The organism is Lentilactobacillus sp. SPB1-3, assembly GCF_026913205.2.
In the GTDB taxonomy this organism is placed as follows: domain Bacteria; phylum Bacillota; class Bacilli; order Lactobacillales; family Lactobacillaceae; genus Lentilactobacillus; species Lentilactobacillus terminaliae.
The window spans coordinates 17,909-39,746 of the sequence record NZ_CP168151.1 but is presented as its reverse complement, the minus strand read 5'-3'; the positions used below and the strand labels follow the sequence as shown (position 1 = coordinate 39,746).

Genomic DNA, 21,838 nt, shown 5'->3' with positions numbered 1-21,838 from the left:
ATGGAGAAAAATAATGTGACACAATCTAGAAATCAAATTAAAAGTATGGCCTTGGCATCAGTATTAGTCGCTGTCACTGTCGTCGTTAGTCGCGTGTTTATTATTCCAATTCCGTTAACTCATGGGTACATAAATCTTTGTGACGCAGGTATTTTTGTTGCAGCATTCTTATTAGGACCTAAATTAGGTGGTCTAGTGGGAGGAATCACTGGCTTTTTACTTGACCTTTTAGCTGGCTATGGGCAATACATGCTATTTTCTTTGGTTGTGCACGGTTTAGAAGGATTGATAGTGGGATTGTGGGCTAATCGCGATTCCAATCATTGGTGGGTAAGAATTATGGCTATGACTCTAGGAACTTTAGTAATGGTTGGTGGATACTTCTTAAGCGATATGATGCTATACAACACCGCTGCTGGAATTATTGGGATACCAATGAATATTATTCAAGGAGTTATTGGAATGGTTGTTACAGTTCTGATCTATCCAATGATTAAACGACGAATTTAAATAACAATAAGGAGTAAATTTATGACAATTAACAATAAATTAACTGAAGAACAGATTTCATCATTAAGACAGAATTATGTTAGCCAGCCTAATAGCGACTTAATGACCAGAATCATCACTCAAAATGGGATTAATCAAGCTGCCAAAGATCCAGATGCTACGGTTCGGTTAACACCAGTATTTTCGATTGATTTACCAACAGGTACAGTGACTAATCAAAGACAAAGTGGTCGCTGTTGGTTATTTTCGCTGCTCAATACTCTCCGTCACCAATTCGCAAAGGCGAATAATATTAAGGATTTCGAGTTGTCAGAAAAATATTTATTCTTCTGGGATAAAATTGAACGAGCAAATATTTATTATGACCGAATGATTGCGCTAGCTAATCGGCCTGCTGATGATCGTGATGTTGAGTACTATTTGAGCGGTCCTGGTAGCGATGGTGGTCAGTGGGCAATGGCGGTGTCACTAATTGAAAAGTATGGTGTCATGCCAGCATCTCAATATCCTGACACACAAAACGTTGAAAATACGGGTGCATTAAAAACAGTGTTAAACCAAAAGCTCCGTAAAGATGGCATGCTTTTAAGACGAATGGTCAATGATGGCAGTAGCGATGAAGAGATTACAGAAGCTAGATCTCAGATGTTATCTGAAGTGTATAAAATCGTCACATACTCACTTGGAGTTCCACCAACTGAGATTAATTTTGCTTATCGGGATGATGATAAGCAGTATCACAAGATCAAAGACATTACACCGCAACAATTTTTGCAACAGAACTTTAAGACAGATTTTGACGATTATGTGGTGTTGACTAACTCTCCTGATAAAGAATTTAATCGACTTTATTCTTTGCCATCGTCACAAAATGTGGTCGGAGGTACGCCCATTGAATTCTTGAATGTTGAGATGAACTATTTAAAACAATCTGCGGTTGCTCAGTTGAAATCTGGCGAGACGGTGTGGTTTGGTAATGATGTCCTTGAACAAATGGATCGCAAGCAAGGATATTTAGATAGTCAGTTATATCGGTACTCAGAATTATTTGATGTGGATCTAAAAATGTCTAAGGCTGAGAGATTGAAATATCATCAAGCCAATGTTTCTCATGCCATGACACTAGTAGGTGTTGATTTGGATGATGATGACGCACCAGTTAAGTGGAAAGTTGAGAATTCTTGGGGAGACCAAAATGGTGTTCAAGGGTATTTCACAATGAACGATAATTGGATGGAAGATTACGTATATGAAGTTGTTGTCCGTAAAGAATTTATTACCGATGAGCAACGACAATTATTGGGCACTGCACCAATTGAGCTACCTACATGGGATTCATTAACATAAAGATGCATACAAAAAGCCGAATCGTAAAAATATTACGATTCGGCTTTTTGTTTAATTTAGATTATTGTTGTGGAGTTACTAACACTTGGGAAGTCTTATCTTCGTCAAGGTCTCGGACCACTTTGTAACCAGTAACTTTGACGTTAGTCTTATTGTACTTGCCAGAGACTTTTGAATGAACTGAAACAGTTTGTTCCATTGGGATGCCGGCTAATTTACCCTTCATATGAATGACAGGATTGTCAGCTGATTTGTTGCTAAAGGTGTACTTTAAGGTACCTTGTTTATTCAAATCGTTAGCCTTTTTGGCTTGTTCCATATTCTTATAAACTTTTGAAACACTATAGATGGTAACGGTATTGTTTTTAGAATTAAAATGATAAGCGTCAATTCCTGACTTACTATTATAATTAATCTTACCGTTCATATACCAAAGATTATCCACTGAGTTCAATGCTTGCTTAGCGGTTTGTTTTTCAGTAGGGTTTTGCATACTTGCTTTACTATCATCATTATTCGTGGCAGAACTATTATTCTTTTGACATCCAGCTAAAATCAGGACGAATGCAGTGAAAACTGCGAATAATAATCCCAATGGTTTTCTTGATTTCATAATTATTATCACCTCATGAGTTGAAATTATCACATAAACAGCGCAAAATCTAGTAGAATAGCTATTTATTAACTAAAGATACCAATATTTAATCTTTTTGAAAAATAATTAATTGGGAGGAAATAGAGTTGGTAACGATTCGAGATATCGCTAACAAACTGGGACTATCGGTCTCTACAGTTTCCCGGGCGCTAAATAACAATCCAAGAATCAGTGTAAAGACTAGAAGAATCGTGCGTGAATATGCGGACAAAGTTGGCTATGAACCAAACTATAACGCTCGTAATTTGACTCTGCAAGAATCCAATGCAATCGGTGTCGTCTTTCCTGTTAATGGTCGAGTCATTGATAATATTTTTTATGTCGAGTTACTGCGAGGAATTAGTAAACGACTAAATGAAAATAATTTTGTGCTATCTGTTGCCGTTGGTGATACATCTGACGCAGTTATGGAAAGTGTTAAATCGATGATCAGTCGAGGCAAAATCAAACGATTTATTATTTTCTATTCACATGCCGGTGATCCAGTGATTGATTTAATTGATCAATCTCCAGTGGATTACGTGACTATTGGTAAGCCTACACACGGCAATGACTGGTTATACGTTGATAATGATAATCGTCAAGCCGGAATGGATGCCACTAAGTATTTGATTAATAATTTAAATATTAAACATCCCGTTTTTATTGAATCTACATTTGGATGGCCTTATGAAGAGGATCGGCGGACTGGATACTTAGAATTGTTGGACAAACAAGGCATCAAACCTTTGGTAGTCTCTATTTCTGAGGATGAACCGGGTGCAATCAATGACTTTATTAAGAATCATCCTGAAATCGATGGGGTAGTTGCTACCGACGATTACATTGGACTGCAATTTTATAAACAATATAATCTAGTCTACCCAGACGTCGACCAACATGTTGAGATTATTGGTTTTAACGCTTCATTACCTAAGGAACTGGTTAATGTCCATTTCCATTCAGTTAACTTATTTCCAGAAGAAATGGGTGGAGCAGCAGTTGATTTGTTAGTTAAAAATGATCATGAACCATTATTTGGTGAACAACGTTACCAAATTATTCCACATAAAATTTAAGTTTAAGAGTTTCCAAGATATTTTGGAAACTTTTTTTATTTATTTTCTTGTAACCGCTATCAATGGCGCGACGTGGGTTTGGAAGACCGGTTTAGACCAAAAACGTTATGCAAGCGTTTGCAAAAAAATCTAGTGCATGTGATAATGACCTCGTAACATAGAAAAAGTAAATTGGAGGGGAATTTTATGGATGAAAAAGGCACCGCAACTACTGCTAAGACACATGGACTGCCGAAGTTACCAGCCAGCACAATCTGGATGATCAATTTTGGATTTTTAGGGGTTCAGATGGCATTCACGTTGCAAAGCTCACAAATGAGCCGAATATTTCAAACAATCGGGGCAGATCCCAATAACTTGGGTTGGTTCTTTATCTTGCCACCTCTTGCAGGATTAATTGTTCAACCAATTATTGGTTATTATTCAGATAGAACCTGGGCACCTAAATTAGGTGGCCGGAGACTACCATACTTGGCATTAGGAACATTAATTGCAATTATTGTTATGTGTTTACTTCCTAATTCAGGTAGTTTTGGTTTCGGTTATGCATCAATCACTGCATTAGTCTTCGGAGCAGTTACAGTGGCTCTTTTGGATGTTTCATCAAATATCGCTATGCAACCATTTAAGATGATGGTTGGTGATATGGTAAATGATGACCAAAAGAGTTATGCCTACGGAATTCAAAGTTTCTTATCAAATGGTGGTGCTGTTTTGGCAGCCATCTTCCCATTCCTCTTTACTGCTATGGGTATTGCTAACACTGCTAAAAAAGGTGTGGTTCCACAATCAGTTGTTGTTTCATTCTACGTTGGTGCTGCATTGCTATTAATTACTAGTTTGTTTACAATTTTAAGAGTTCATGAATATGATCCACAAACATATGCTAAGTATCATGGAATCTCAGAAGATGCTAATTCAACTGGTGGTAACTGGTTTGCATTGTTGAAAAAAGCTCCTAAAGTATTCTGGACAGTTTCACTTGTTCAGTTCTTCTGCTGGATCGCATTCCAATACCTCTGGACTTACTCAGCAGGTGCCATTGCTCATAATGTTTGGAACACAACCAATGCTGCTTCAGCAGGCTATCAGGCTGCTGGTAACTGGTATGGAGTTTTAGCTGCAGTTCAATCAATCGCAGCTGTTGTTTGGTCATATGTATTAGCTAAATTACCAAATAATCATCACAAACTAGGTTACTCACTTAGTTTAGCAATTGGTGCAGTTGGTTTTATCTCAGTCTTCTTTGTTCACTCACAAAGTTTATTGGTTGTTTCATACATCTTCGTTGGTATGGCATGGGCATCAATGAACACTTACCCATTAACAATGATTACTAACGCATTAAATGGTGAACATATGGGAACATACCTTGGACTATTTAACGGTTCAATTTGTTTACCACAAATCGTTGCATCACTTGCTAGTTTTGCATTATTCCCACTATTAGGCGGACTTCAAGAAAACATGTTCATTCTTGCAGGGATCATCATGGCCCTTGGTGCCTTATCCGTTGGATTTATTAAGGAAACTTATAAGGAATAGAGAGGATATTAAATATGAAGAGAACCTTCGATGTGCAACCATGGAATGTGGTTACACATACATTTAAAACCGAATCAGAAAACAAACGACTTCAAGAATCCATGACTAGTCTCGGTAATGGATACATGGGCATGCGTGGTTTCTTTGAAGAAGATTACTCAGGCGATACTTTAGCAGGAATCTATTTGGGAGGGGTTTGGTACCCAGATAAGACTCGTGTTGGTTGGTGGAAAAATGGTTATCCAGAATATTTTGGTAAAGTTGTTAACGCAACAAACTTTATCAAGATGCACATTAAGATCAATGGTGAGGTAGTGGATTTAGCTAAGGATCAAATTTCTGACTTCACTTTGAACCTTGATATGAAACAATCATTATTAACCCGTTCATTTATCGTTACTAAGGGTGACGCTGAAGTCCAACTAACGTTTGAACGATTCTTGAGTGTTGCTCAACAAGAACTATCAGTTCAAAGAGTGACTGCAAAAAACGTTGGTAATAGTAATGTGGAAGTAATCATCGATTCAGCCATCGACGCCGATGTTGAAAATGAAGATGCTAACTATGATGAACGGTTCTGGGAGGTATTGAATACTGACCAAGGAACTGACACAGGTGACGTAGTTACTAGAACTGTTGATAATCCATTTGGCACACCACGCTTTACTGTCGGCATGGAGATGCGTCATGTAACTGATATGAGTTCACAACAAGTTAGCCAACCTAACGATAAGGAAGTTGTTAATGAATTTGCTACTACCTTAAAGGTAGGGGAGCTAACTCAACTCGAAAAACGAGTAATCGTTGTTACATCAAGAGACTATGACACTGAAGCTAAGCTAACTGATGCAATGCACAAACTAAGTGACAAAGTAGCTGGTGAAAGTTATGCTGAATTATTTACCGCTCACGCAGATATTTGGGCTGATCGTTGGGAGAAGTCGGATATTCAAATTAGTGGCGATGACGAAGCTCAACAAGGAATTCGTTTCAATCTGTTTGAACTATTCTCAACTTACTATGGTGAGGATGCCCGCCTTAATATTGGTCCTAAAGGGTTCACTGGTGAAAAGTACGGTGGAGCAACTTATTGGGATACCGAAGCTTTTGCGGTACCAGTTTACTTAGGGATTACTAATCCTCAAGTTACCAGGAATCTATTGATGTATCGTTACAAGCAATTGGATGGAGCTTACCATAATGCTAAGCAACAAGGGCTAAAGGGTGCATTGTTCCCAATGGTTACCTTTGATGGTATTGAATGTCATAACGAGTGGGAAATTACGTTTGAGGAAATCCACCGAAATGGTGACATCGCCTTCGCAATTTATAACTACACTCGTTACACCGATGACGAATCATACGTTCAAAATGAAGGAGCTAAGGTCCTAGTTGAAATTTCTAAGTTCTGGGCTGATCGAGTTCACTTTAGCGAACGTAAACAAAAGTACATGATTCATGGAGTTACTGGCCCTGATGAATACGAAAACAACGTTGATAACAACTGGTACACGAATATTCTTGCTCAATGGACATTAAAATACACCTTATCTATTCTTGATAATGTTTCTCCAGAATGGCAATCTAAGCTGGACATTACAGATGCTGATAAACAGAAGTGGCAAGATATTGTTGATCGGATGTATCTTCCTTACGACAAGGATCTTAATATCTTTGTTCAACATGATGGCTTCTTAGATAAAGATATCAAGCCAGTAAGTTCTCTAGGAGAAGATGATTTACCATTGAACCAGAAGTGGTCATGGGACAAGATTCTGCGGTCACCATATATTAAGCAAGGGGATGTCCTTCAAGGAATCTGGGACTTTATTGATGACTATACTCCTGAACAAAAGAAGGCTAACTTCGACTTCTATGAACCACTTACGGTTCATGAATCAAGTTTGTCGGCTGCAATTCATTCAGTATTGGCTTCTGACTTGCATTACGAAGATAAAGCTGTTGAATTATATGAAAGAACCGCTCGTTTGGATCTAGATAACTACAATAACGACACAGTGGATGGATTACATGTTACTGCTATGACTGGTGGATGGATTGCAGTTGTTCAAGGGTTCGCTGGTATGAGAGTTCGTGATGGCAAGCTTCATTTTGCACCATTCCTACCAAAGAAATGGAATCACTACTCATTCCGTCAAGTATTCAGAAATCGAGTTATTGAGGTCACTGTTGATGAATCTGGTGCTAACTTTAAATTGATCGATGGCGAACCAATTACGATTGACGTTGCAGGTAAGAATGTCGAATTAACCAAATAATTTAATTATTGACGCAAAAAAAATCACTATGGATAAACTGTCCATAGTGATTTTTTAATGTCTTGAAAGAATGCAAATGGCTATTAACGCTGGATTAAAGTAACTCCTGAAGGGTCTCTTTATCCAGCTATGAAGCTGTTTTTTAGCTGTCAAACATAGTAGATATAAATATGTGTTACACATGAAACAATCGCTGTAAACGTTGATAAGAAAACTTACATTGCATCTAAGAATTATTAAAAGCCGCTCACAATCACATACGATTGCGAGTGGCTTTTTTAATGACGGCTTTTGAATTTATTAATTACTTCAGTACTCTGAAACGATCTGCATCATTCATGAATTCCTTTTCGCCGGCGGGTGCTTCGATAGAACCAAAGTTCAATTGAGCACGGAGACGCCAGCCATCAGGAACATTAAATGCATCTTTTACGAGATCATCAATTAGTGGGTTGTAATGTTGAAGGTTAGCACCAATTCCATTTTCAGCCAATGAAGTCCAAACTGAGAATTGAGCGTTACCTTGAGCTTGCTCAGCCCAGTCAGCAAAGTTATCAGCATATAGAGCAAAGTTGTTTTCAAATTCATGAACAACGTTTGTGTCAGTGAAGAATAATACAGATCCAAAGGCAGCCTTAAAGCTGTTTAATTTTTGCAAAGTCTTTTGGTAGGCTTCTTCACTAGGAACTTCTGATTTAAGTCTATCAGCCACGATATCCCAAAGCTTTTCGTGATTCTCACCGAATAAGATGATGGCACGAGTAGTTTGATTATTAAATGCAGTTGGTGCCCACTTAATGTTTTCTTCAATTAGGTTAACGATTTCATCAGGTGTTTGACTAACGTTACGTCCTAAGGCGTAGATTGATCGACGGTTTTTTGATAAGTCTAAAAATTGTTCCTTCATGTGTTGAATACCTCACTTTGTTTTTTGAGTTAAAATTTAATCTATAATTTCATTATACTGATTACTTTTAGTAAGTAAAGCATAAATTGTAAAATAAAAAGTATGCGGCAGTTGAGCTGCATACTTTTTTAATTTTATTTAGATTCTTCAGCTTTTTTGGCTTCTTTGACATCGTGATCGTGACGTAATTGCATTTCAATGTCTTCAAGTGATTTACCACGAGTTTCTGGAACGTAGTATTTAACGAAGAAGTATGATAAGACAGCGAATACAGTAAATACGGCGAATGGACCACCAATGTTGTTATGGAATGATGCTAATAGAGTTAAGAAGAATTGAGAAACGATAAAGTTACCAATCCAGTTTGCGGCTGATCCAATTGATGAACCAATACCACGAACGTTTAGTGGGAAGACTTCACCGATAAGAACCCAAGCAATTGGTCCCCATGAAACTGCGAATCCAAAGATGTAAATGGCAATTAAGATGATTGTTGGAATAGCAGTTACAGTTACAGGCATTGTGAAGTTGATAACTGATAAGATACCAATTGAAATTGCCATAACGATTGAACCAAATTCAAGAATCTTTTTACGGTCGAAACGATCCATGATCTTGTAAGCGATAATAGTACAAATGAAGTTAACAACTCCAATAAATACTGAAATCCAAATGGCATTGCTTTCAGGGAAATCGAATGCTTTGATAAATACTTGTGGTAAGAAGTAAATAACTGAGTTGATACCAACAAGTTGTTGTAGGAACATAATTCCGACGGCAACGATAACGGCTGGACGAGCAAATGTGAATAACTCTTTGATTCCACCCTTAGGTTGTTTTGAAACTTCGATAATTTCATCTAATTCCTTATCAGGATCTGCATCGGGAATGTTTTTACGAAGGACGTGAAGAGTTTCTCTGGCTTCGTCAATCTCACCTTTTTCAGCAAGGAAACGAGGAGATTCTGGTAATAAGATGGCACCGATGAATAACACAACGGCTGGGATCAATGCTGATCCTAACATCCACCGCCAGTCACGAACACCAAGTAAGTTGTGACCCAAGAATCCTAAGTTTGAAACATAAGCCATTAAGATACCGAATGTTAACATTAACTGGAACATTGTTCCTAATGAACCACGGTGATCAGCATCAGCTAACTCAGCAAGGTATGCTGGAGTTAAAGCTGATGCAGCACCAACGGCCAAACCAAGAATAATTCTGGCAACAACCATTGATGTAAATCCACCAGCAACCATTGATAATCCTGAACCAACTAGGAATAAAATTGAAGCAAGAATCAATAGCTTTTTCCGTCCGAACTTATCGGAAAGAGGTCCAATTGATAGGGCACCTACTGATGATCCGATTAAAACTGATGAAGTGATAAATCCAGTTTGAGCAACACTCAAACTGAAGTTGGTTTCAATTAAAGGAGAAGCACCTGAAATAATACCTGTGTCGAATCCAAAAAGTAAACCACCAAGCGCTCCGAAGAAGAAAATGGCGCCTGTACTTAAACTATGCTTTCTTTGCATAAAACAAGCCTCCTAAATAACTTTGTTAGGTAACCAGCTAACATATGATTTTTGCTACCAATGAAAATATAGCTAAAAAATAGATTTATAAATGATTGATAACTGAAACAAAACAATAAATATGTAAGCGGTTTCCTTATGTACTATACGATAGTAAATTTTTTACAAAATTGCAAGCGTTTACACAAAGTTTTCAGAAAAAACACAAAGACTTCATAATTTAACAAGCTTGATATTTGACTACCACAGGGAAATCTCGAATACTGGGATGTAGATAAAAAAATTGTGGAGGGAAAGTTATGACAATCAAAATTGGAGTCATTGGTGCAACAGGAATGGCAGGTAGTGCCATCACAGAGGAAGCTGTTAAACGTGGAATTGATGTGACGGCAATCGTCAGAAATATCAAGAAGGCTGAAGATGAATTTGGCGATCAGATTCATTACTTTGAAAAAGATGCCTTCACATTAACATATGACGAAATCAAAGATTTTGATGTAGTAGTTGATGCATTTGCGCCAAGTGATAAAAATCTTGCGGATAAACATATTGTGTTAGCCACCAATTTAATGAAGATGGTGCAGGGAGACGATAAGCCACGTTTAGGATTTATACTAGGTGCTTCTAGTTTGAATATTGGTAACGGCAAACAATTACTTGATCGGTTAATGGAAATGCCAGATGCTGATGATTGGATTGCCACCCCAAAGGCACAATTTGAAGAATATCGGATGCTTCTGCATTCTAATGGAGTTAACTGGTTTGCTGTGTCACCTAGTGGCACGTTCGAGGCCGGCGAATTAACTGATTATACTATTGGTGCTAACGATTTGTTGAAGAATAAAAATGGCAAATCAATTGTTTACAGCAAGACATTAGCTAAAGTGTTTGTTGACGAAATTGAAAATCCTAAACATATTAATGAAAGATTTACCGTGGTTAGTGAAATTTAAAATCGATTTACAAAATTTAAAAATTCCATTTTCATAAAAAGCGCAAATAATGTAAAAGTTTTACATTATTTGCGCTTTTTCTATTTAATGGCTGTGGCTATTTCTTTGGCAAGATTGGCTAATTCTGTTTCTGAATTGCGCCCTTGCTTCCCAATTATGTCAACAAAAGCACTTCCGACTATGACACCATCAGCGATTTTGGCCATCGATGTCGCCTGTTTTGGAGTATGGATGCCAAATCCAATGGCAGTGGGGACATCAGTATATTTTCGAATATTAGTTATCAGATCTGCTAGATGCTCAGAAAAATTATCTCTTTGACCAGTGATTCCTAAGGATGACACCACATATATGAAACCAGAGGCGGCTTCTGCAATTTCTTTTATTCGATGACCCGACGTTGGGGTAATCAATGGAATGATATCAATATCATAATCATTTGCGATCGGCGCGATTTCATCGCGGCTTTCTAATGGTAAGTCAGGAATAACGATGCCGGATATATTTAAGTCAGCACAACGTTTTAAGAATTTTTCATAACCGTATTTGAAGGGGATATTTAAATAAGATAGCAGAACTAGGGGAATATCGGAATGCTTTCTTACTTCTGAAATAATCTCAAAAACTCGTTCAGTGGTTACACCGGCTTTAAAAGCTCGAAGGTCAGCAGATTGAATTACCGGACCATCTGCAACTGGGTCAGAGAAGGGAATACCTAACTCAACGATATCTGCGCCGTTTTTCGCTAAAGTAATGATATTTTCGACTGTGGTGTCGAAATCAGGATCGTTAGCAACGACAAAGGGAATAAAAACTTTTTTATTTTCAAAAATCTTAGTCAGGTTACTCATCAATATCAACTCCTTTGTATTTGGCGATGCTGGTCACGTCCTTATCTCCTCTTCCAGATAAGGTACAGATGATTATTTGATCTTTATTCATCGTGGGAGCTAATTTTTTAACATACGCAACTGCATGACAACTTTCGATTGCTGCCACGATGCCTTCAGTTTTTGCAATATATTCGAAGGCATCTACGGCTTCATCGTCAGTGATTCCGACGTATTGAGCTCGACCTTCGTCCGCGAGGGCAGCGTGTTCAGGACCAACGCCAGGATAATCAAGACCTGCGGAAATTGAGTACACTTCATCAATCTGACCATCAGAGTTCTGTAGGAATTTTGATTTCATTCCATGGAAAATTCCGGTTGAACCTCGTTCTATTGTTGCTGCGGTTTGATCTGTGTCCACACCTTTACCAGCAGCTTCCACGCCAATCAGTTGCACCTCTGGGTTATCAATGTAGTCCGCAAAACTACCAATAGCGTTACTACCTCCTCCAACACAGGCTACAACGGCGTCGGGAAGACGATTTTCCTTAGCTTTAAGCTGTTCTTTTGATTCCTTACTAATGACACTTTGAAAGTATTTGACCATTTCAGGATAAGGATGAGGTCCAACTGCTGAACCAATAATATAGAAAGTATCGTCACATCGGGTGGCCCATTCTTGAAGGGTTGCGTTAACTGCATCTTTTAAAACTTTTGAACCGCTAGTTACAGCATGGACTTTTGCACCTAGTAGTTCCATACGATAAACATTTAGCTTTTGACGATCAGTATCAATTTTTCCCATGAAAATCTCGCATTCCATGCCAAGCAATGCGGCAATAGTGGCTGTTGCTACACCGTGTTGACCAGCTCCGGTTTCAGCAATCAAGCGCTTTTTGCCAATGTGTTTGGCCATTAAAGCTTGACCAATTACGTTGTTGATTTTGTGAGCACCAGTATGATTCAAATCTTCTCGTTTAAGATAAATTTTGGCACCACCAAGATCTTCGGTCATGTTCTTTGCGTAGTAAAGCAATGAAGGACGGTTAGCATAGTTTACAAGTAGGTCATGCAATTCTTGTTGAAAGTTTGCATCTTGTTTTAAATCTGTGAATGCTTTGTTGATTTTTTCTAATTCAGACATTAATGTTTCGGGAATATACTGGCCACCGAATTGTTGGCCGTAAATTCCTGGTTTAGTTGGTTTGATTTCTTGCATTTAAATCGCTCCTTTTGCTTGTGTAATAAAATTATTTATTTTTTCGAAGTCTTTATGGCCATTAGTTTCAACACCACTGGAAACATCAACTGCAAATGGATGAATTAAGTTAATTGCTGATTTAACATTCTCAGGAGTTAATCCACCGGCCAGAAAAATTTTATGATTAGGCTTAATAGTTGTTAAATCAAGTAATTTACCACTGCCGGCTCCTGAATCGATCATGGAAAAATCGGCAGTTAGAGAGTTGTCTATTGGTTCATTAACAAATACTCTAATTACTGTTAGGCCAGAACTTTGCAGTTTGGAAATCATTGATTGATCACCATAACCATGTAGCTGGGCAATAGTTATTATTTTAGCCTTGAATAAATTAATGATTGTTGCAGCTGATTCATTGACGAATACGCCTACAGATTCTATTGCTGGATCTAATTTTTTGCGCAGTCGTGATGACTGTTGAAATGTAATTTGATGGCGACCTGGGGCAAATACAAATCCTGCATAATCTGGTTTATATTGGTTAACTGCCTCGATATTAGGGCCTGTCATTAAGCCACAAATTTTAACTTTTGTCATAATTCAGACCTTCTTAAAATCTTTGATCAATTCACGTTTGTTACTGGCTCGCATTAGTGTTTCGCCAATCAAGATGCCGTTAAAACCAGCATGTTTTAGTTTGTGAACGTCGTCCTTGGTTTTAATACCGCTTTCTGAAATCGTTAGTATATTATTTGGAACTAATTCCTTTAATGAAAGGCTATTATTTAGATCAACGGTGAAGTCTTTCAGATTACGATTATTAATGCCAATAATTTTCGCACCAGAATTAACGGCTCGTTTAATTTCGGTTGCACTATGAACTTCGACAATCGCATCCATTCCCAAGGATTCAGCAAGTTGACGATACATTTTTAATTGCTTGTTAGTTAAAATCGCGGTAATCAGCAAGATAATACTAGCGCCACTGGCCTTAGCTTCATAAATCATGTATTCATTGATTACGAAGTCTTTTCTCAAAATTGGAGCGGTTACTTCATGAGCGATTTCATTGAGATAAGTGAGCTGACCATGAAAATATTTAGGTTCCGTGAGGACTGAAATTGCATCAACGTTGGCTGATTGGTAATTTTGAGCAATTTGGATATATGGAAAATCAGTTGCGATAATGCCTTTCGATGGGGATGCTTGCTTAACTTCAGCGATAATGTGAATCCCATTTTTAGATAAAGTTGAGTAGAAAGTACTAGTTTCGTGATTATTACGAACGGAGTTTTTTAATTCGGCTAGAGAAACTTTGTTTTGCTGATCAGTGATTCTTTGTCGGGTTGCAGATACAAGGTCGTCTAATATCATGCCACCACATCCTTGTTGTTAAGCTTACGTAACTGGTTGAGCTTCGTAATGGCTTTGCCACTATCGATGGTTTCTTGGGCCAACTGGATGCCAGCAGCAATAGAAATCTCTGGTTTGGCTGTGTGAATTGCCATTCCAGCATTCATGATGACAGCTTCCCGTGTAGGTCCCTTAACACCTGAGAAAATATCTTCTGTGATTTGAGCATTTTCAGCTGGGGTCCCACCTATTAACTCTTTTTTGTCAACGATTGGTAATCCAAAATCAGTAGGTGATACAGTGAATCCTTTTAATTTGTTGTTAGTGACTTCGATTACGTATGTTGTCCCAGTTGGACTAACTTCATCTAAACCATCAGCGCCGTGAACTACTAGTGCGTGTTTAACTCCAAGTTTGGGTAGGACCTGTGCCAATGGTTCCATTAGACTTTTATCAGATACGCCTAGGAGCTGGTTCGTCGGTTTCGCAGGGTTGGTAAGTGGGCCAAGAATGTTAAAGATGGTGCGAATACCAAGTTCTTTTCTAATTGGTGCCACGTATTTCATTGATTTGTGGTATTCCTGGGCGAATAGAAAACACAGATTTGTTGTTAAAAGTGTATTGTATGAAGCATCTGGAGTTTGATTGATATTTATTCCCAGCGCTTCTAAAACATCTGCGGCCCCGCTTTTGGAAGAGGCGGCACGATTACCATGTTTTGCAACTTTGAATCCTGCTGCGGCAAGTAGAATGGCACTGGTAGTTGATATATTAAATGTGTTGGCGTGGTCACCACCGGTACCAACTATTTCTAATACATTATCAACCTGAGGAAAAGGTAGGGCGTGGTTACGCATTGATTGCGCAGCTCCAGCAATTTCATCAATAGTTTCATGTTTGCTTGCTAGAGCGGTTAGTATGCTGGCTGTTTCAATCTCACTTGTTTTACCAGTCATGATTTCATCAAGAACTGACTGACTTTCAGTGAATGTTAAATTTTCGTGATTAATTACTTTTTGAATGGCTTCTTTAATCATCATAATTTCCTCCTAAAAATTTTGAGTAATAACTATCAATGATTAATCTGCCATCGTTTACCTGGTTTTTGTTTCATGTGAATGACCTCCGCAGTGAGAACACAAAAAATCCGCCCATAACAAACTTGTTGTTAAGGACGGATTTAACCGCGGTGCCACCTTAATTTGACTATTTGGGTATACGAAAAAATACCGCAAACAATCACCCTTAGCGAGAGACCATCATCTCCCCGACAACTTACGTATGTCTGTACGTTTTCCCATACTTGTAATACTTTCAGAGAAACCCTCAGTGGTCCATTTAATCATCTGCGTTCGGCTGCACTCTCAGCATCGGCAACTCTCTTTACGTGCACAATGATCTTGATCTCCACATCATCGGTTTATATGGACGAATTAATTGTTGCTGATAATATTAAATAATGCTTAGAAGATTGTCAATAATTATTTTATATTTTAATGATCATCATCCACATTAAACAGTCTTAACAACTGCAATCATAGTTTTTTTAGCAAAAACATTCTTTTTGTTGACAAAAGTTAGGTACCTAAGTATACTATTTCAATGTTAGGTACCTAACTAACAGTCGATGTTTTGGTTTTAATTAGAAAGAGGTATTAACTGTGGAATTAAATTCTATGGATCTATTAAAGAAATTACGTTTTGTCGGTCGTGCTAGCAAACATTTTGCTGCCAAAGAGCCAGTGAGATATTCTGGTCGACAAAGAATCATTAACATTCTTGGTAAAGAGAACGGAATGATTCAGAGCCAACTGGCAGAAATATTGGATGTACGTCCAAGTTCCTTGGCTGAAATTTTGAAGAAGATGGAAGCTGACGGCGATATTCGGCGTGAAGCTGATGAGAATGATGGCCGAATCAAGTTAGTTTATCTAACTGATGCGGGCAAAGAAAAAATTGTTGAGAGTAGTGAGTCGGATGATGAATTTAGCGATCGGTTTTTTGCTGGGCTGTCTGCTGATGAGAAGTCTAGCCTAAGTGATTACTTAGAAAAAATTGTGGCGGGATGGCCAGATGATTTTAAGGTTAAATCAACTAAATTTACTGACCCTAACGAACGATTTGATGAGATTCAAAAATTACGCAGCGAAATGTTTGATCGAGATTGGCGAGACATGTCACGAGATGAGCGTAATGAATTGAAACGAGAATTCAGACGCCGAGCAAAGGACATGAACTTTGGTCCATTTGGTCATCACAATTTCCATCATCATGGCTTTGATCATCGCGATCACCATGATCACCGTGACTGGGATTAGTTAAAAATATATTGTCGGGAAGACATATAAAGAACAAAAACCTTCTAAACATTAGTTTAGAAGGTTTTTCTTTTTAATATTCTCCTGCTGAGTAGGTCAGGTCGTATGAATGAGTATAGATTTCAACCAAGTTACCAAATGGATCTTCCATGTAAACCATCTTATAAGGTTTCTCGCCGGGATAGTATTCTTTAATTGGCATTCTTTGCTTGCCACCATAATCGAGAATTTTTTGAACTAGTCCTTCGATATCAGGATCTTGCACACCATAATGAAAGATACCAGTTTCCCAGAACTTAAAGTTGTTATCTGGATCGACGTTTTTACTGAATTCAAACATCTCGATTCCAATACCATCTCCAGTAGTTAGGTGGGCGATATTATAGCTTCCCCAACCAGTACCAAAGACTTCTGTGGACATAACTCCAATGGCTGAGTCATCTTCAGTTACTTTTGCTGGTTTCATGATAACGTACCAGCCCATGACTTTTGTGTAAAATTCAACAGCTTTGTTGATGTCAGGAACTGAAAGACCGATGTGAGAAAAATTGATTGGATATTGCTTGTTTGTCATAATGATGACTCCTTTTAGTTTATATTTGGTAAGTAAGATATTAAACTGTACGAATAGATTAAAATAGTACGCACTTAAAAGTAAGCCACTTACTTTTAAGTAATGTTTTTGTCACACGGAGGATAATTGTGGAAAAAAATAATAAAAAATATAATGTCGGAGTTGATGTGGCTTTAGATGTTATTTCAGGAAAATGGAAACCGGACATATTGTGCCTTATTGGCACGGGGGTTAATCGAAATGGATCCCTGCTTAAGGCAATTCCTAATCTGTCACAAAAAGTACTCACTGAACAATTAAAGCAATTAGTTGCAGACAACATATTAAAACGGGTAGTTTTTTCTGAAACGCCACTGCATGTGGAATATCAATTTACCGAATATGGTGAATCGTTGAAAGTAGTCTTGCTTTCTCTGTGCCATTGGGGTGAGCTGCATGCTCAAAAAACTCCTGGATATCAGCTTGAAAAAATAATTAGTGATTAAAAAAAGGGGCTAACATTAAGTGATTAATGTTAGCTCCTTTTGATGATTAATATATTAAAGTTAAAGCGATCAATAAAAAGATAAGGGTTAAAATTTTAGCAAATGTCAGTGGTTGTCTAGGTGTTTCAAACCAACCAAAAGTTTCAATTAGCATACTCATAACGATTTGTCCTAAAACGATGGCAATCATTGCGATACCTACACCCAGTGCAGGAATACCAAAGACAAGTGATGTAAGATAGATCACGCCATATAAACCACCGATTAAGTACCAATTGCTGCTCTTGCGAATACCAGTGAAGTCACCTTTACCAAATAGCAGAACTAAAACAACTAATAGAAGCGAACCAATAAAGAAGTTATAAAAACTACTTTCAAATTGACCAATAGTTTTACCTAATTCACCATACATCGTACCCTCAATACTTAGAAAACTACCTGATACTAATGCTACTAGATAGAAGAATGGATTCTTGGTTTTGGGTTTATCCATTTCACTTGATGGTTTTTGATCTTGATACAAAGCAACCAATGCTAATATTAATAAAATGGTTGCCATCCAGCGCTTAACTCCAAAAGCAATGACGTTGCTTCCTAGGAAGCCAAAGTTATCAATGATAAAACTGGCCATGATTTGGCCAGCAATTGCAGTGATATTTGCTGCCACAACTCCAATTTTAGGAACTGCAAGGGTCATTAATACCAAATATCCGGTACCAAAGAAAACTCCCAGCAGTTGCCACTTAGGAACGGTGAAAATTCGGAGAATCTCTCCACTACGTGTGAATAGTAACCAGAAAGTCAGTAAAATTGCTCCCACTACGAAATTGATCAAAGATGCTTCGAGAGCGCCAACTTTTTGACTTAAACGGCCGTTAGTTGATGACTGAAGTCCTAAAATCATGCCTCCAAAAATAATCGATATTAATCCGGTAATTGCCATTATACTTCCTCCGTTTATAAATAAAATCATTCATTTGTTCTTTAACTTTTAAAGAACAGATGTTAGTATAGTGGCTGTGGTTACTTTTAGTAAGTAGGCACAATAAAATTCCATACGGCAAAAAATGCCCCTAATGGATATTGTCAACGTTTAGGAGGATCTAGGATTGAAAAAAATATATCATATTGCGGTTGAAGCAACCTTAGATGTGATCGGTGGTAAGTGGAAACCAATCATTTTATGTCATTTAGGTGGCCAAACATTAAGAACCGGCGAGTTACGCAGATTGATTCCCGCAATCTCACAACGTACGCTTACTAATCAACTGAGAGAACTAGAAGCTGATAGAATTATTGATCGCAGAGTTTATAATCAAGTTCCTCCAAAGGTAGAGTATTCATTGACTGAAGAAGGAAAAAGTCTTCGCAATATTTTGCTAGCAATGTCTGAATGGGGCGAGGGCCGCGTTTCAGAAGAACAGAAACGTGGAACGGACGTAACAATTTTACAAGATAATTGGGATGGATATCTCAATATGTAATAATAGATAGAAAAGTAGCCCAGAAACTAAGCGTTAAGTTTTAGTTCTGGGCTACTTTTTGATTTATTAGTTATCTGGTTTTATTTGTAATAAGATCACATTACCTGCGATTCATATAACGATAAATCGCGTATAAGACGAGGGCTACCAAGATAGCAATTCCTAATATTGGTTGTTCTTTAAAGATTAAATGGAAAAAGAATATTCTGTGGATTCCATGGATTCTGGGAACTAATGCAATAAATGTCTTCATTTTTTTCTCCTATTACGAGTATACTGACATCATACACATATTATTTTAAAACTTTTTGGGAGATTGTAATGGAATTTGATTGGTCATTATTATTTCGAATAATAGTAGTAATTAATGCGGCCTTCGCGATTTTGACGGTTTTTAGAGAAAAACGCGATATCGCCGCTATTTGGGCATGGTTGTTAGTGTTAGTATTTTTACCCATAGTGGGGTTCGTTGCTTACGCATTCATTGGACGGCAACTGCCTAAGAATCGTCTTTTTAAGTTGCATTCACATGTGCAGATGCAAATTGATGAACGATTATTGGAGCAACGGCGGCAACTTGGTAGTGAACTAAAAACGGCATCTGATGATATTTCCTTACGAGCGATCAGCGCCGTTAATTTATTTAGTGAGACTGATTCTTCATTCTTGGCCAGACAAAATAAGGTCAAAATTTTCACTGACGGTAAATCTTTGTTTCACCGCGTGATTGAAGATATCGAAAACGCCAAAAAGAGTATTCATATTGAATTTTATACTTTTTATAATGACGAAATTGGTAATGAAATTTTGAATTTATTGGTAAAAAAAGCCCAACAAGGTGTTGAAGTCCGGGTAATCTATGATTCTTGGGGATCAATGGGAACAACTAAAAAGTTTTTCAAGCCATTGTTAGATGCTGGCGGATACGCATATCCATTTTTGAATACCAGATCAGTTGTTCTTGACTTCCGTCTTAATTTCCGTGACCATAGAAAAATTATCGTCATTGACGGAATGATTGGATATACAGGCGGCTTTAATATCGGAGATCAGTATTTAGGTAGGAAGAAGAAGTTTGGTAACTGGCGAGATACTCATCTTAGAATTATTGGTTCCGGTGTCTTTGGCCTACAAGCTCGCTTTATTTTGGATTGGAATGCTACCAGTTCAAAGGCGAATATTGAAGAGGAAAAAGTTAACGCTAAATTCTTCCCAGTAACGACCACTAAAGGTTCTGTTAATATGCAAATCGTATCTAGTGGTCCAGATTCTGATTTGCAACAGATCAAAATGGGATACATCAAGTTGATTACACTTGCTCGTAAATATTGTTATATTCAGTCACCATATTTAATTCCTGACGATAGTGTGCTGGATGCACTGAGAATGGCTGCCTCATCTGGAGTGGATGTTAGAATAATAGTTCCATCTATGCCAGATCACCCATTTGTTTATCGGGCAACGCAATACTATGCGCGTCAATTGGCTGAGCAAGGTATCAAAGTTTACTACTATGATAACGGATTTATGCATGCCAAGACGATGGTCATTGATGACAGTATGGCTTCAGTTGGTTCAGCAAATATGGATTATCGTAGTTTCAAACTTAACTTTGAAATTAATTCATTTATTTATGACAACAAGATTGCTTCTGAATTAAAAGATCTCTTTCTAAGGGATGTAGATGACAGTACTTTACAAACTCCAGAAATGTTTGAGAAGCAGCCGTGGTGGCTTAAATTTAAGCAAACATTTTCTCGTTTATTATCACCCATCTTATAGTGAGCAAATCACTTGATAAGTGATGGTAAATCTCATATATTAAACATGAAAGGTAAATGACTGATCACCTGTTTTGCAAGTGAGGGATGCATTTCTATTGGTGAAGTCACTGAGTCAACGTGCTCAGATCCGAGTAGCTTGCTGAAGCAAACAGAAGAATGCCTGTTAGAAGACCTAATTGGGTCAATGATTAGTCCTAACCTTTTGTTTCAAGTAAATTTCAAAGTTTGTGGTCCTCGTCGTGAGACGAGGGCTTTTTGTTTGTCATTGCCATCACACATCCCTTTGGAGAATTAAGTTGCTTTATTTAATCATTAACATTAATATTATTCTTATTATATTCTAATTTTAATTTAATTATATGGACAATATCAAATTAGATTGCGTCTAGGATTTTGATGAGTAGCAATGATAACCTGGGGGATGAAACTGTGAAATTACATACGTTGGGACCGAAGTCTACAGATAGTTACAAGGCAGTGATGTATTTACGGGAAATGTATCTAGATATGGAAGAAACAGAGGTGGTGTTACATAGTTCACTCGACGACATTTATCAGCACCTTCATGAAGAACAAGGGGATCTGTTCTTAGTTCCAGTAGCATATCGGAGTGCACAATCCAATGGCAACTGGGCCGACAACAATTTAAAATATTCAGGACAACTTAAAATTATCAGTGTGTTCAAATTACCAATTATGCCGTTGATGTTGATTAGAAATCCTGATGAAAAGAATGGCAAGGCCATTATTCATCCATCAACTAAGGAATTGATCAAAGAATATAGTTTGGAAAAAGGTCGCAAGTTAAGCTTAGAATTCGTTGACAGTAAAGCTGAAGCGTTGCACAAGTTTCAATCAAATACGTATGAATTTTCAATCGTTAGTAAAGATATATACGAAAAAGATTGCAGCGACCGTCATGATGAAATTATTTCTGAATTCCGGCCGACAATGATCTGGTGTTTGTACCGGATAGCAAATCAAGACTAAAAAAGCAGAACCGTTTAAACGGTTCTG

Annotated in this window: 22 protein-coding genes; 11 read left to right on the top strand and 11 right to left on the bottom strand. The window is 37.7% G+C overall.

Annotation, left to right across the window (positions count from 1 at the left end):
- On the top strand, nucleotides 1-510 hold the full coding sequence (locus O0236_RS00175; protein ID WP_268912164.1) for an ECF transporter S component: 510 nt from the start codon (nucleotides 1-3) through the stop codon (nucleotides 508-510).
- Nucleotides 511-531: 21 nt separating this feature from the next.
- Nucleotides 532-1,857 (top strand): C1 family peptidase, encoded by a 1,326-nt coding sequence (locus O0236_RS00170; protein ID WP_268912163.1) that lies wholly within the window; start codon nucleotides 532-534, stop codon nucleotides 1,855-1,857.
- A gap of 61 nt (nucleotides 1,858-1,918) precedes the next feature.
- Here the strand turns inward: O0236_RS00170 and O0236_RS00165 are convergent, their stop codons facing one another.
- Nucleotides 1,919-2,470: a hypothetical protein gene (locus O0236_RS00165; protein ID WP_268912162.1), complete on the bottom strand. Its 552-nt coding sequence runs from the start codon at nucleotides 2,468-2,470 to the stop codon at nucleotides 1,919-1,921.
- A 128-nt stretch (nucleotides 2,471-2,598) separates the two neighbouring features.
- Here O0236_RS00165 and O0236_RS00160 point away from each other — a divergent pair, with 128 nt between their 5' ends.
- The 3 genes from O0236_RS00160 (at nucleotide 2,599) to O0236_RS00150 (ending at nucleotide 7,394) form a co-directional block, all read left to right on the top strand.
- Nucleotides 2,599-3,570: a LacI family DNA-binding transcriptional regulator gene (locus tag O0236_RS00160; protein WP_268912161.1), complete on the top strand. Its 972-nt coding sequence runs from the start codon at nucleotides 2,599-2,601 to the stop codon at nucleotides 3,568-3,570.
- A 186-nt stretch (nucleotides 3,571-3,756) separates the two neighbouring features.
- On the top strand, nucleotides 3,757-5,115 hold the full coding sequence (locus O0236_RS00155) for an SLC45 family MFS transporter (protein ID WP_268912160.1): 1,359 nt from the start codon (nucleotides 3,757-3,759) through the stop codon (nucleotides 5,113-5,115).
- A gap of 14 nt (nucleotides 5,116-5,129) precedes the next feature.
- Complete coding sequence (locus O0236_RS00150) at nucleotides 5,130-7,394, top strand: glycoside hydrolase family 65 protein (protein ID WP_268912159.1); 2,265 nt, start codon at nucleotides 5,130-5,132, stop codon at nucleotides 7,392-7,394.
- Nucleotides 7,395-7,698: 304 nt separating this feature from the next.
- Here O0236_RS00150 and O0236_RS00145 read toward each other — a convergent pair whose 3' ends face one another.
- Nucleotides 7,699-8,301 (bottom strand): nitroreductase family protein, encoded by a 603-nt coding sequence (locus O0236_RS00145; RefSeq protein WP_268912158.1) that lies wholly within the window; start codon nucleotides 8,299-8,301, stop codon nucleotides 7,699-7,701.
- Nucleotides 8,302-8,435: 134 nt separating this feature from the next.
- Nucleotides 8,436-9,839 (bottom strand): sugar porter family MFS transporter, encoded by a 1,404-nt coding sequence (locus O0236_RS00140; RefSeq protein WP_268912157.1) that lies wholly within the window; start codon nucleotides 9,837-9,839, stop codon nucleotides 8,436-8,438.
- A gap of 299 nt (nucleotides 9,840-10,138) precedes the next feature.
- On the opposite strand from O0236_RS00140, the gene O0236_RS00135 reads away from it, so the two are divergent.
- Entirely contained in the window at nucleotides 10,139-10,792 is a 654-nt protein-coding gene (locus tag O0236_RS00135; RefSeq protein ID WP_268912156.1) for an NAD(P)-dependent oxidoreductase, read from the top strand.
- A gap of 80 nt (nucleotides 10,793-10,872) precedes the next feature.
- Here the strand turns inward: O0236_RS00135 and trpA are convergent, their stop codons facing one another.
- The 5 genes from trpA to trpD are packed head-to-tail and all read right to left on the bottom strand — an operon-like array spanning nucleotide 10,873 to nucleotide 15,213.
- The gene (gene trpA, locus O0236_RS00130) at nucleotides 10,873-11,643 is read right to left on the bottom strand and encodes a tryptophan synthase subunit alpha (protein ID WP_268912155.1); all 771 of its coding nucleotides are present in this window, start codon (nucleotides 11,641-11,643) and stop codon (nucleotides 10,873-10,875) included.
- A complete protein-coding gene (gene trpB / locus O0236_RS00125) occupies nucleotides 11,636-12,841 on the bottom strand; it encodes a tryptophan synthase subunit beta (RefSeq protein WP_268912154.1) in 1,206 nt (401 codons plus the stop codon). Before trpB ends, trpA begins: the two co-directional genes overlap by 8 nt.
- Entirely contained in the window at nucleotides 12,842-13,420 is a 579-nt protein-coding gene (locus tag O0236_RS00120; RefSeq protein WP_268912153.1) for a phosphoribosylanthranilate isomerase, read from the bottom strand.
- A gap of 3 nt (nucleotides 13,421-13,423) precedes the next feature.
- Complete coding sequence (trpC, locus tag O0236_RS00115; protein ID WP_268912152.1) at nucleotides 13,424-14,197, bottom strand: indole-3-glycerol phosphate synthase TrpC; 774 nt, start codon at nucleotides 14,195-14,197, stop codon at nucleotides 13,424-13,426.
- Nucleotides 14,194-15,213, bottom strand: a complete 1,020-nt coding sequence (gene trpD / locus O0236_RS00110; protein WP_268912724.1) for an anthranilate phosphoribosyltransferase — start codon at nucleotides 15,211-15,213, stop codon at nucleotides 14,194-14,196. The genes trpC and trpD overlap by 4 nt, the downstream gene beginning before the upstream one ends.
- Before the next feature lie 624 nt (nucleotides 15,214-15,837).
- On the opposite strand from trpD, the gene O0236_RS00105 reads away from it, so the two are divergent.
- Nucleotides 15,838-16,494: a MarR family winged helix-turn-helix transcriptional regulator gene (locus O0236_RS00105; RefSeq protein ID WP_268912151.1), complete on the top strand. Its 657-nt coding sequence runs from the start codon at nucleotides 15,838-15,840 to the stop codon at nucleotides 16,492-16,494.
- A gap of 73 nt (nucleotides 16,495-16,567) precedes the next feature.
- Here O0236_RS00105 and O0236_RS00100 read toward each other — a convergent pair whose 3' ends face one another.
- The gene (locus O0236_RS00100) at nucleotides 16,568-17,068 is read right to left on the bottom strand and encodes a lactoylglutathione lyase family protein (protein ID WP_268912150.1); all 501 of its coding nucleotides are present in this window, start codon (nucleotides 17,066-17,068) and stop codon (nucleotides 16,568-16,570) included.
- A 128-nt stretch (nucleotides 17,069-17,196) separates the two neighbouring features.
- Between O0236_RS00100 and O0236_RS00095 the strand changes: the two genes are divergently transcribed.
- Nucleotides 17,197-17,553, top strand: coding sequence for a winged helix-turn-helix transcriptional regulator (locus tag O0236_RS00095; protein WP_268912149.1), 357 nt, complete (start codon nucleotides 17,197-17,199; stop codon nucleotides 17,551-17,553).
- 46 nt (nucleotides 17,554-17,599) lie between these two features.
- Here the strand turns inward: O0236_RS00095 and O0236_RS00090 are convergent, their stop codons facing one another.
- Nucleotides 17,600-18,496 (bottom strand): DMT family transporter, encoded by an 897-nt coding sequence (locus O0236_RS00090; protein ID WP_268912148.1) that lies wholly within the window; start codon nucleotides 18,494-18,496, stop codon nucleotides 17,600-17,602.
- Between the two features lie 166 nt (nucleotides 18,497-18,662).
- Here O0236_RS00090 and O0236_RS00085 point away from each other — a divergent pair, with 166 nt between their 5' ends.
- Nucleotides 18,663-19,037, top strand: a complete 375-nt coding sequence (locus O0236_RS00085) for a winged helix-turn-helix transcriptional regulator (RefSeq protein ID WP_268912147.1) — start codon at nucleotides 18,663-18,665, stop codon at nucleotides 19,035-19,037.
- A 100-nt stretch (nucleotides 19,038-19,137) separates the two neighbouring features.
- On the opposite strand, the gene O0236_RS00080 is transcribed toward O0236_RS00085, so the two are convergent.
- Nucleotides 19,138-19,290, bottom strand: a complete 153-nt coding sequence (locus tag O0236_RS00080; RefSeq protein ID WP_268912146.1) for a hypothetical protein — start codon at nucleotides 19,288-19,290, stop codon at nucleotides 19,138-19,140.
- Between the two features lie 68 nt (nucleotides 19,291-19,358).
- On the opposite strand from O0236_RS00080, the gene cls reads away from it, so the two are divergent.
- Nucleotides 19,359-20,819 carry a cardiolipin synthase gene (cls, locus tag O0236_RS00075; protein WP_268912145.1) on the top strand — a complete coding sequence of 487 codons (1,461 nt, stop codon included), beginning with the start codon at nucleotides 19,359-19,361 and terminating at the stop codon, nucleotides 20,817-20,819.
- A 431-nt stretch (nucleotides 20,820-21,250) separates the two neighbouring features.
- Complete coding sequence (locus O0236_RS00070) at nucleotides 21,251-21,811, top strand: hypothetical protein (RefSeq protein ID WP_268912144.1); 561 nt, start codon at nucleotides 21,251-21,253, stop codon at nucleotides 21,809-21,811.
- Nucleotides 21,812-21,838 lie beyond the last annotated feature (27 nt).

What these genes read in the sequence shown, in the direction of transcription:
- O0236_RS00140 (WP_268912157.1), bottom strand. Translation starts at nt 9,839, where the DNA reads ATGCAAAGAAAGCATAGTTTAAGTACAGGCGCCATTTTCTTCTTCGGA.
- trpB (WP_268912154.1), bottom strand. Translation starts at nt 12,841, where the DNA reads ATGCAAGAAATCAAACCAACTAAACCAGGAATTTACGGCCAACAATTC.
- O0236_RS00150 (WP_268912159.1), top strand. Translation starts at nt 5,130, where the DNA reads ATGAAGAGAACCTTCGATGTGCAACCATGGAATGTGGTTACACATACA.
- O0236_RS00165 (WP_268912162.1), bottom strand. Translation starts at nt 2,470, where the DNA reads ATGAAATCAAGAAAACCATTGGGATTATTATTCGCAGTTTTCACTGCA.
- O0236_RS00100 (WP_268912150.1), bottom strand. Translation starts at nt 17,068, where the DNA reads ATGACAAACAAGCAATATCCAATCAATTTTTCTCACATCGGTCTTTCA.
- O0236_RS00080 (WP_268912146.1), bottom strand. Translation starts at nt 19,290, where the DNA reads ATGAAGACATTTATTGCATTAGTTCCCAGAATCCATGGAATCCACAGA.
- O0236_RS00175 (WP_268912164.1), top strand. Translation starts at nt 1, where the DNA reads ATGGAGAAAAATAATGTGACACAATCTAGAAATCAAATTAAAAGTATG.
- trpC (WP_268912152.1), bottom strand. Translation starts at nt 14,197, where the DNA reads ATGATATTAGACGACCTTGTATCTGCAACCCGACAAAGAATCACTGAT.
- O0236_RS00155 (WP_268912160.1), top strand. Translation starts at nt 3,757, where the DNA reads ATGGATGAAAAAGGCACCGCAACTACTGCTAAGACACATGGACTGCCG.
- O0236_RS00145 (WP_268912158.1), bottom strand. Translation starts at nt 8,301, where the DNA reads ATGAAGGAACAATTTTTAGACTTATCAAAAAACCGTCGATCAATCTAC.
- O0236_RS00090 (WP_268912148.1), bottom strand. Translation starts at nt 18,496, where the DNA reads ATGGCAATTACCGGATTAATATCGATTATTTTTGGAGGCATGATTTTA.
- O0236_RS00170 (WP_268912163.1), top strand. Translation starts at nt 532, where the DNA reads ATGACAATTAACAATAAATTAACTGAAGAACAGATTTCATCATTAAGA.
- trpD (WP_268912724.1), bottom strand. Translation starts at nt 15,213, where the DNA reads ATGATTAAAGAAGCCATTCAAAAAGTAATTAATCACGAAAATTTAACA.
- O0236_RS00135 (WP_268912156.1), top strand. Translation starts at nt 10,139, where the DNA reads ATGACAATCAAAATTGGAGTCATTGGTGCAACAGGAATGGCAGGTAGT.
- trpA (WP_268912155.1), bottom strand. Translation starts at nt 11,643, where the DNA reads ATGAGTAACCTGACTAAGATTTTTGAAAATAAAAAAGTTTTTATTCCC.
- O0236_RS00120 (WP_268912153.1), bottom strand. Translation starts at nt 13,420, where the DNA reads ATGACAAAAGTTAAAATTTGTGGCTTAATGACAGGCCCTAATATCGAG.
- cls (WP_268912145.1), top strand. Translation starts at nt 19,359, where the DNA reads ATGGAATTTGATTGGTCATTATTATTTCGAATAATAGTAGTAATTAAT.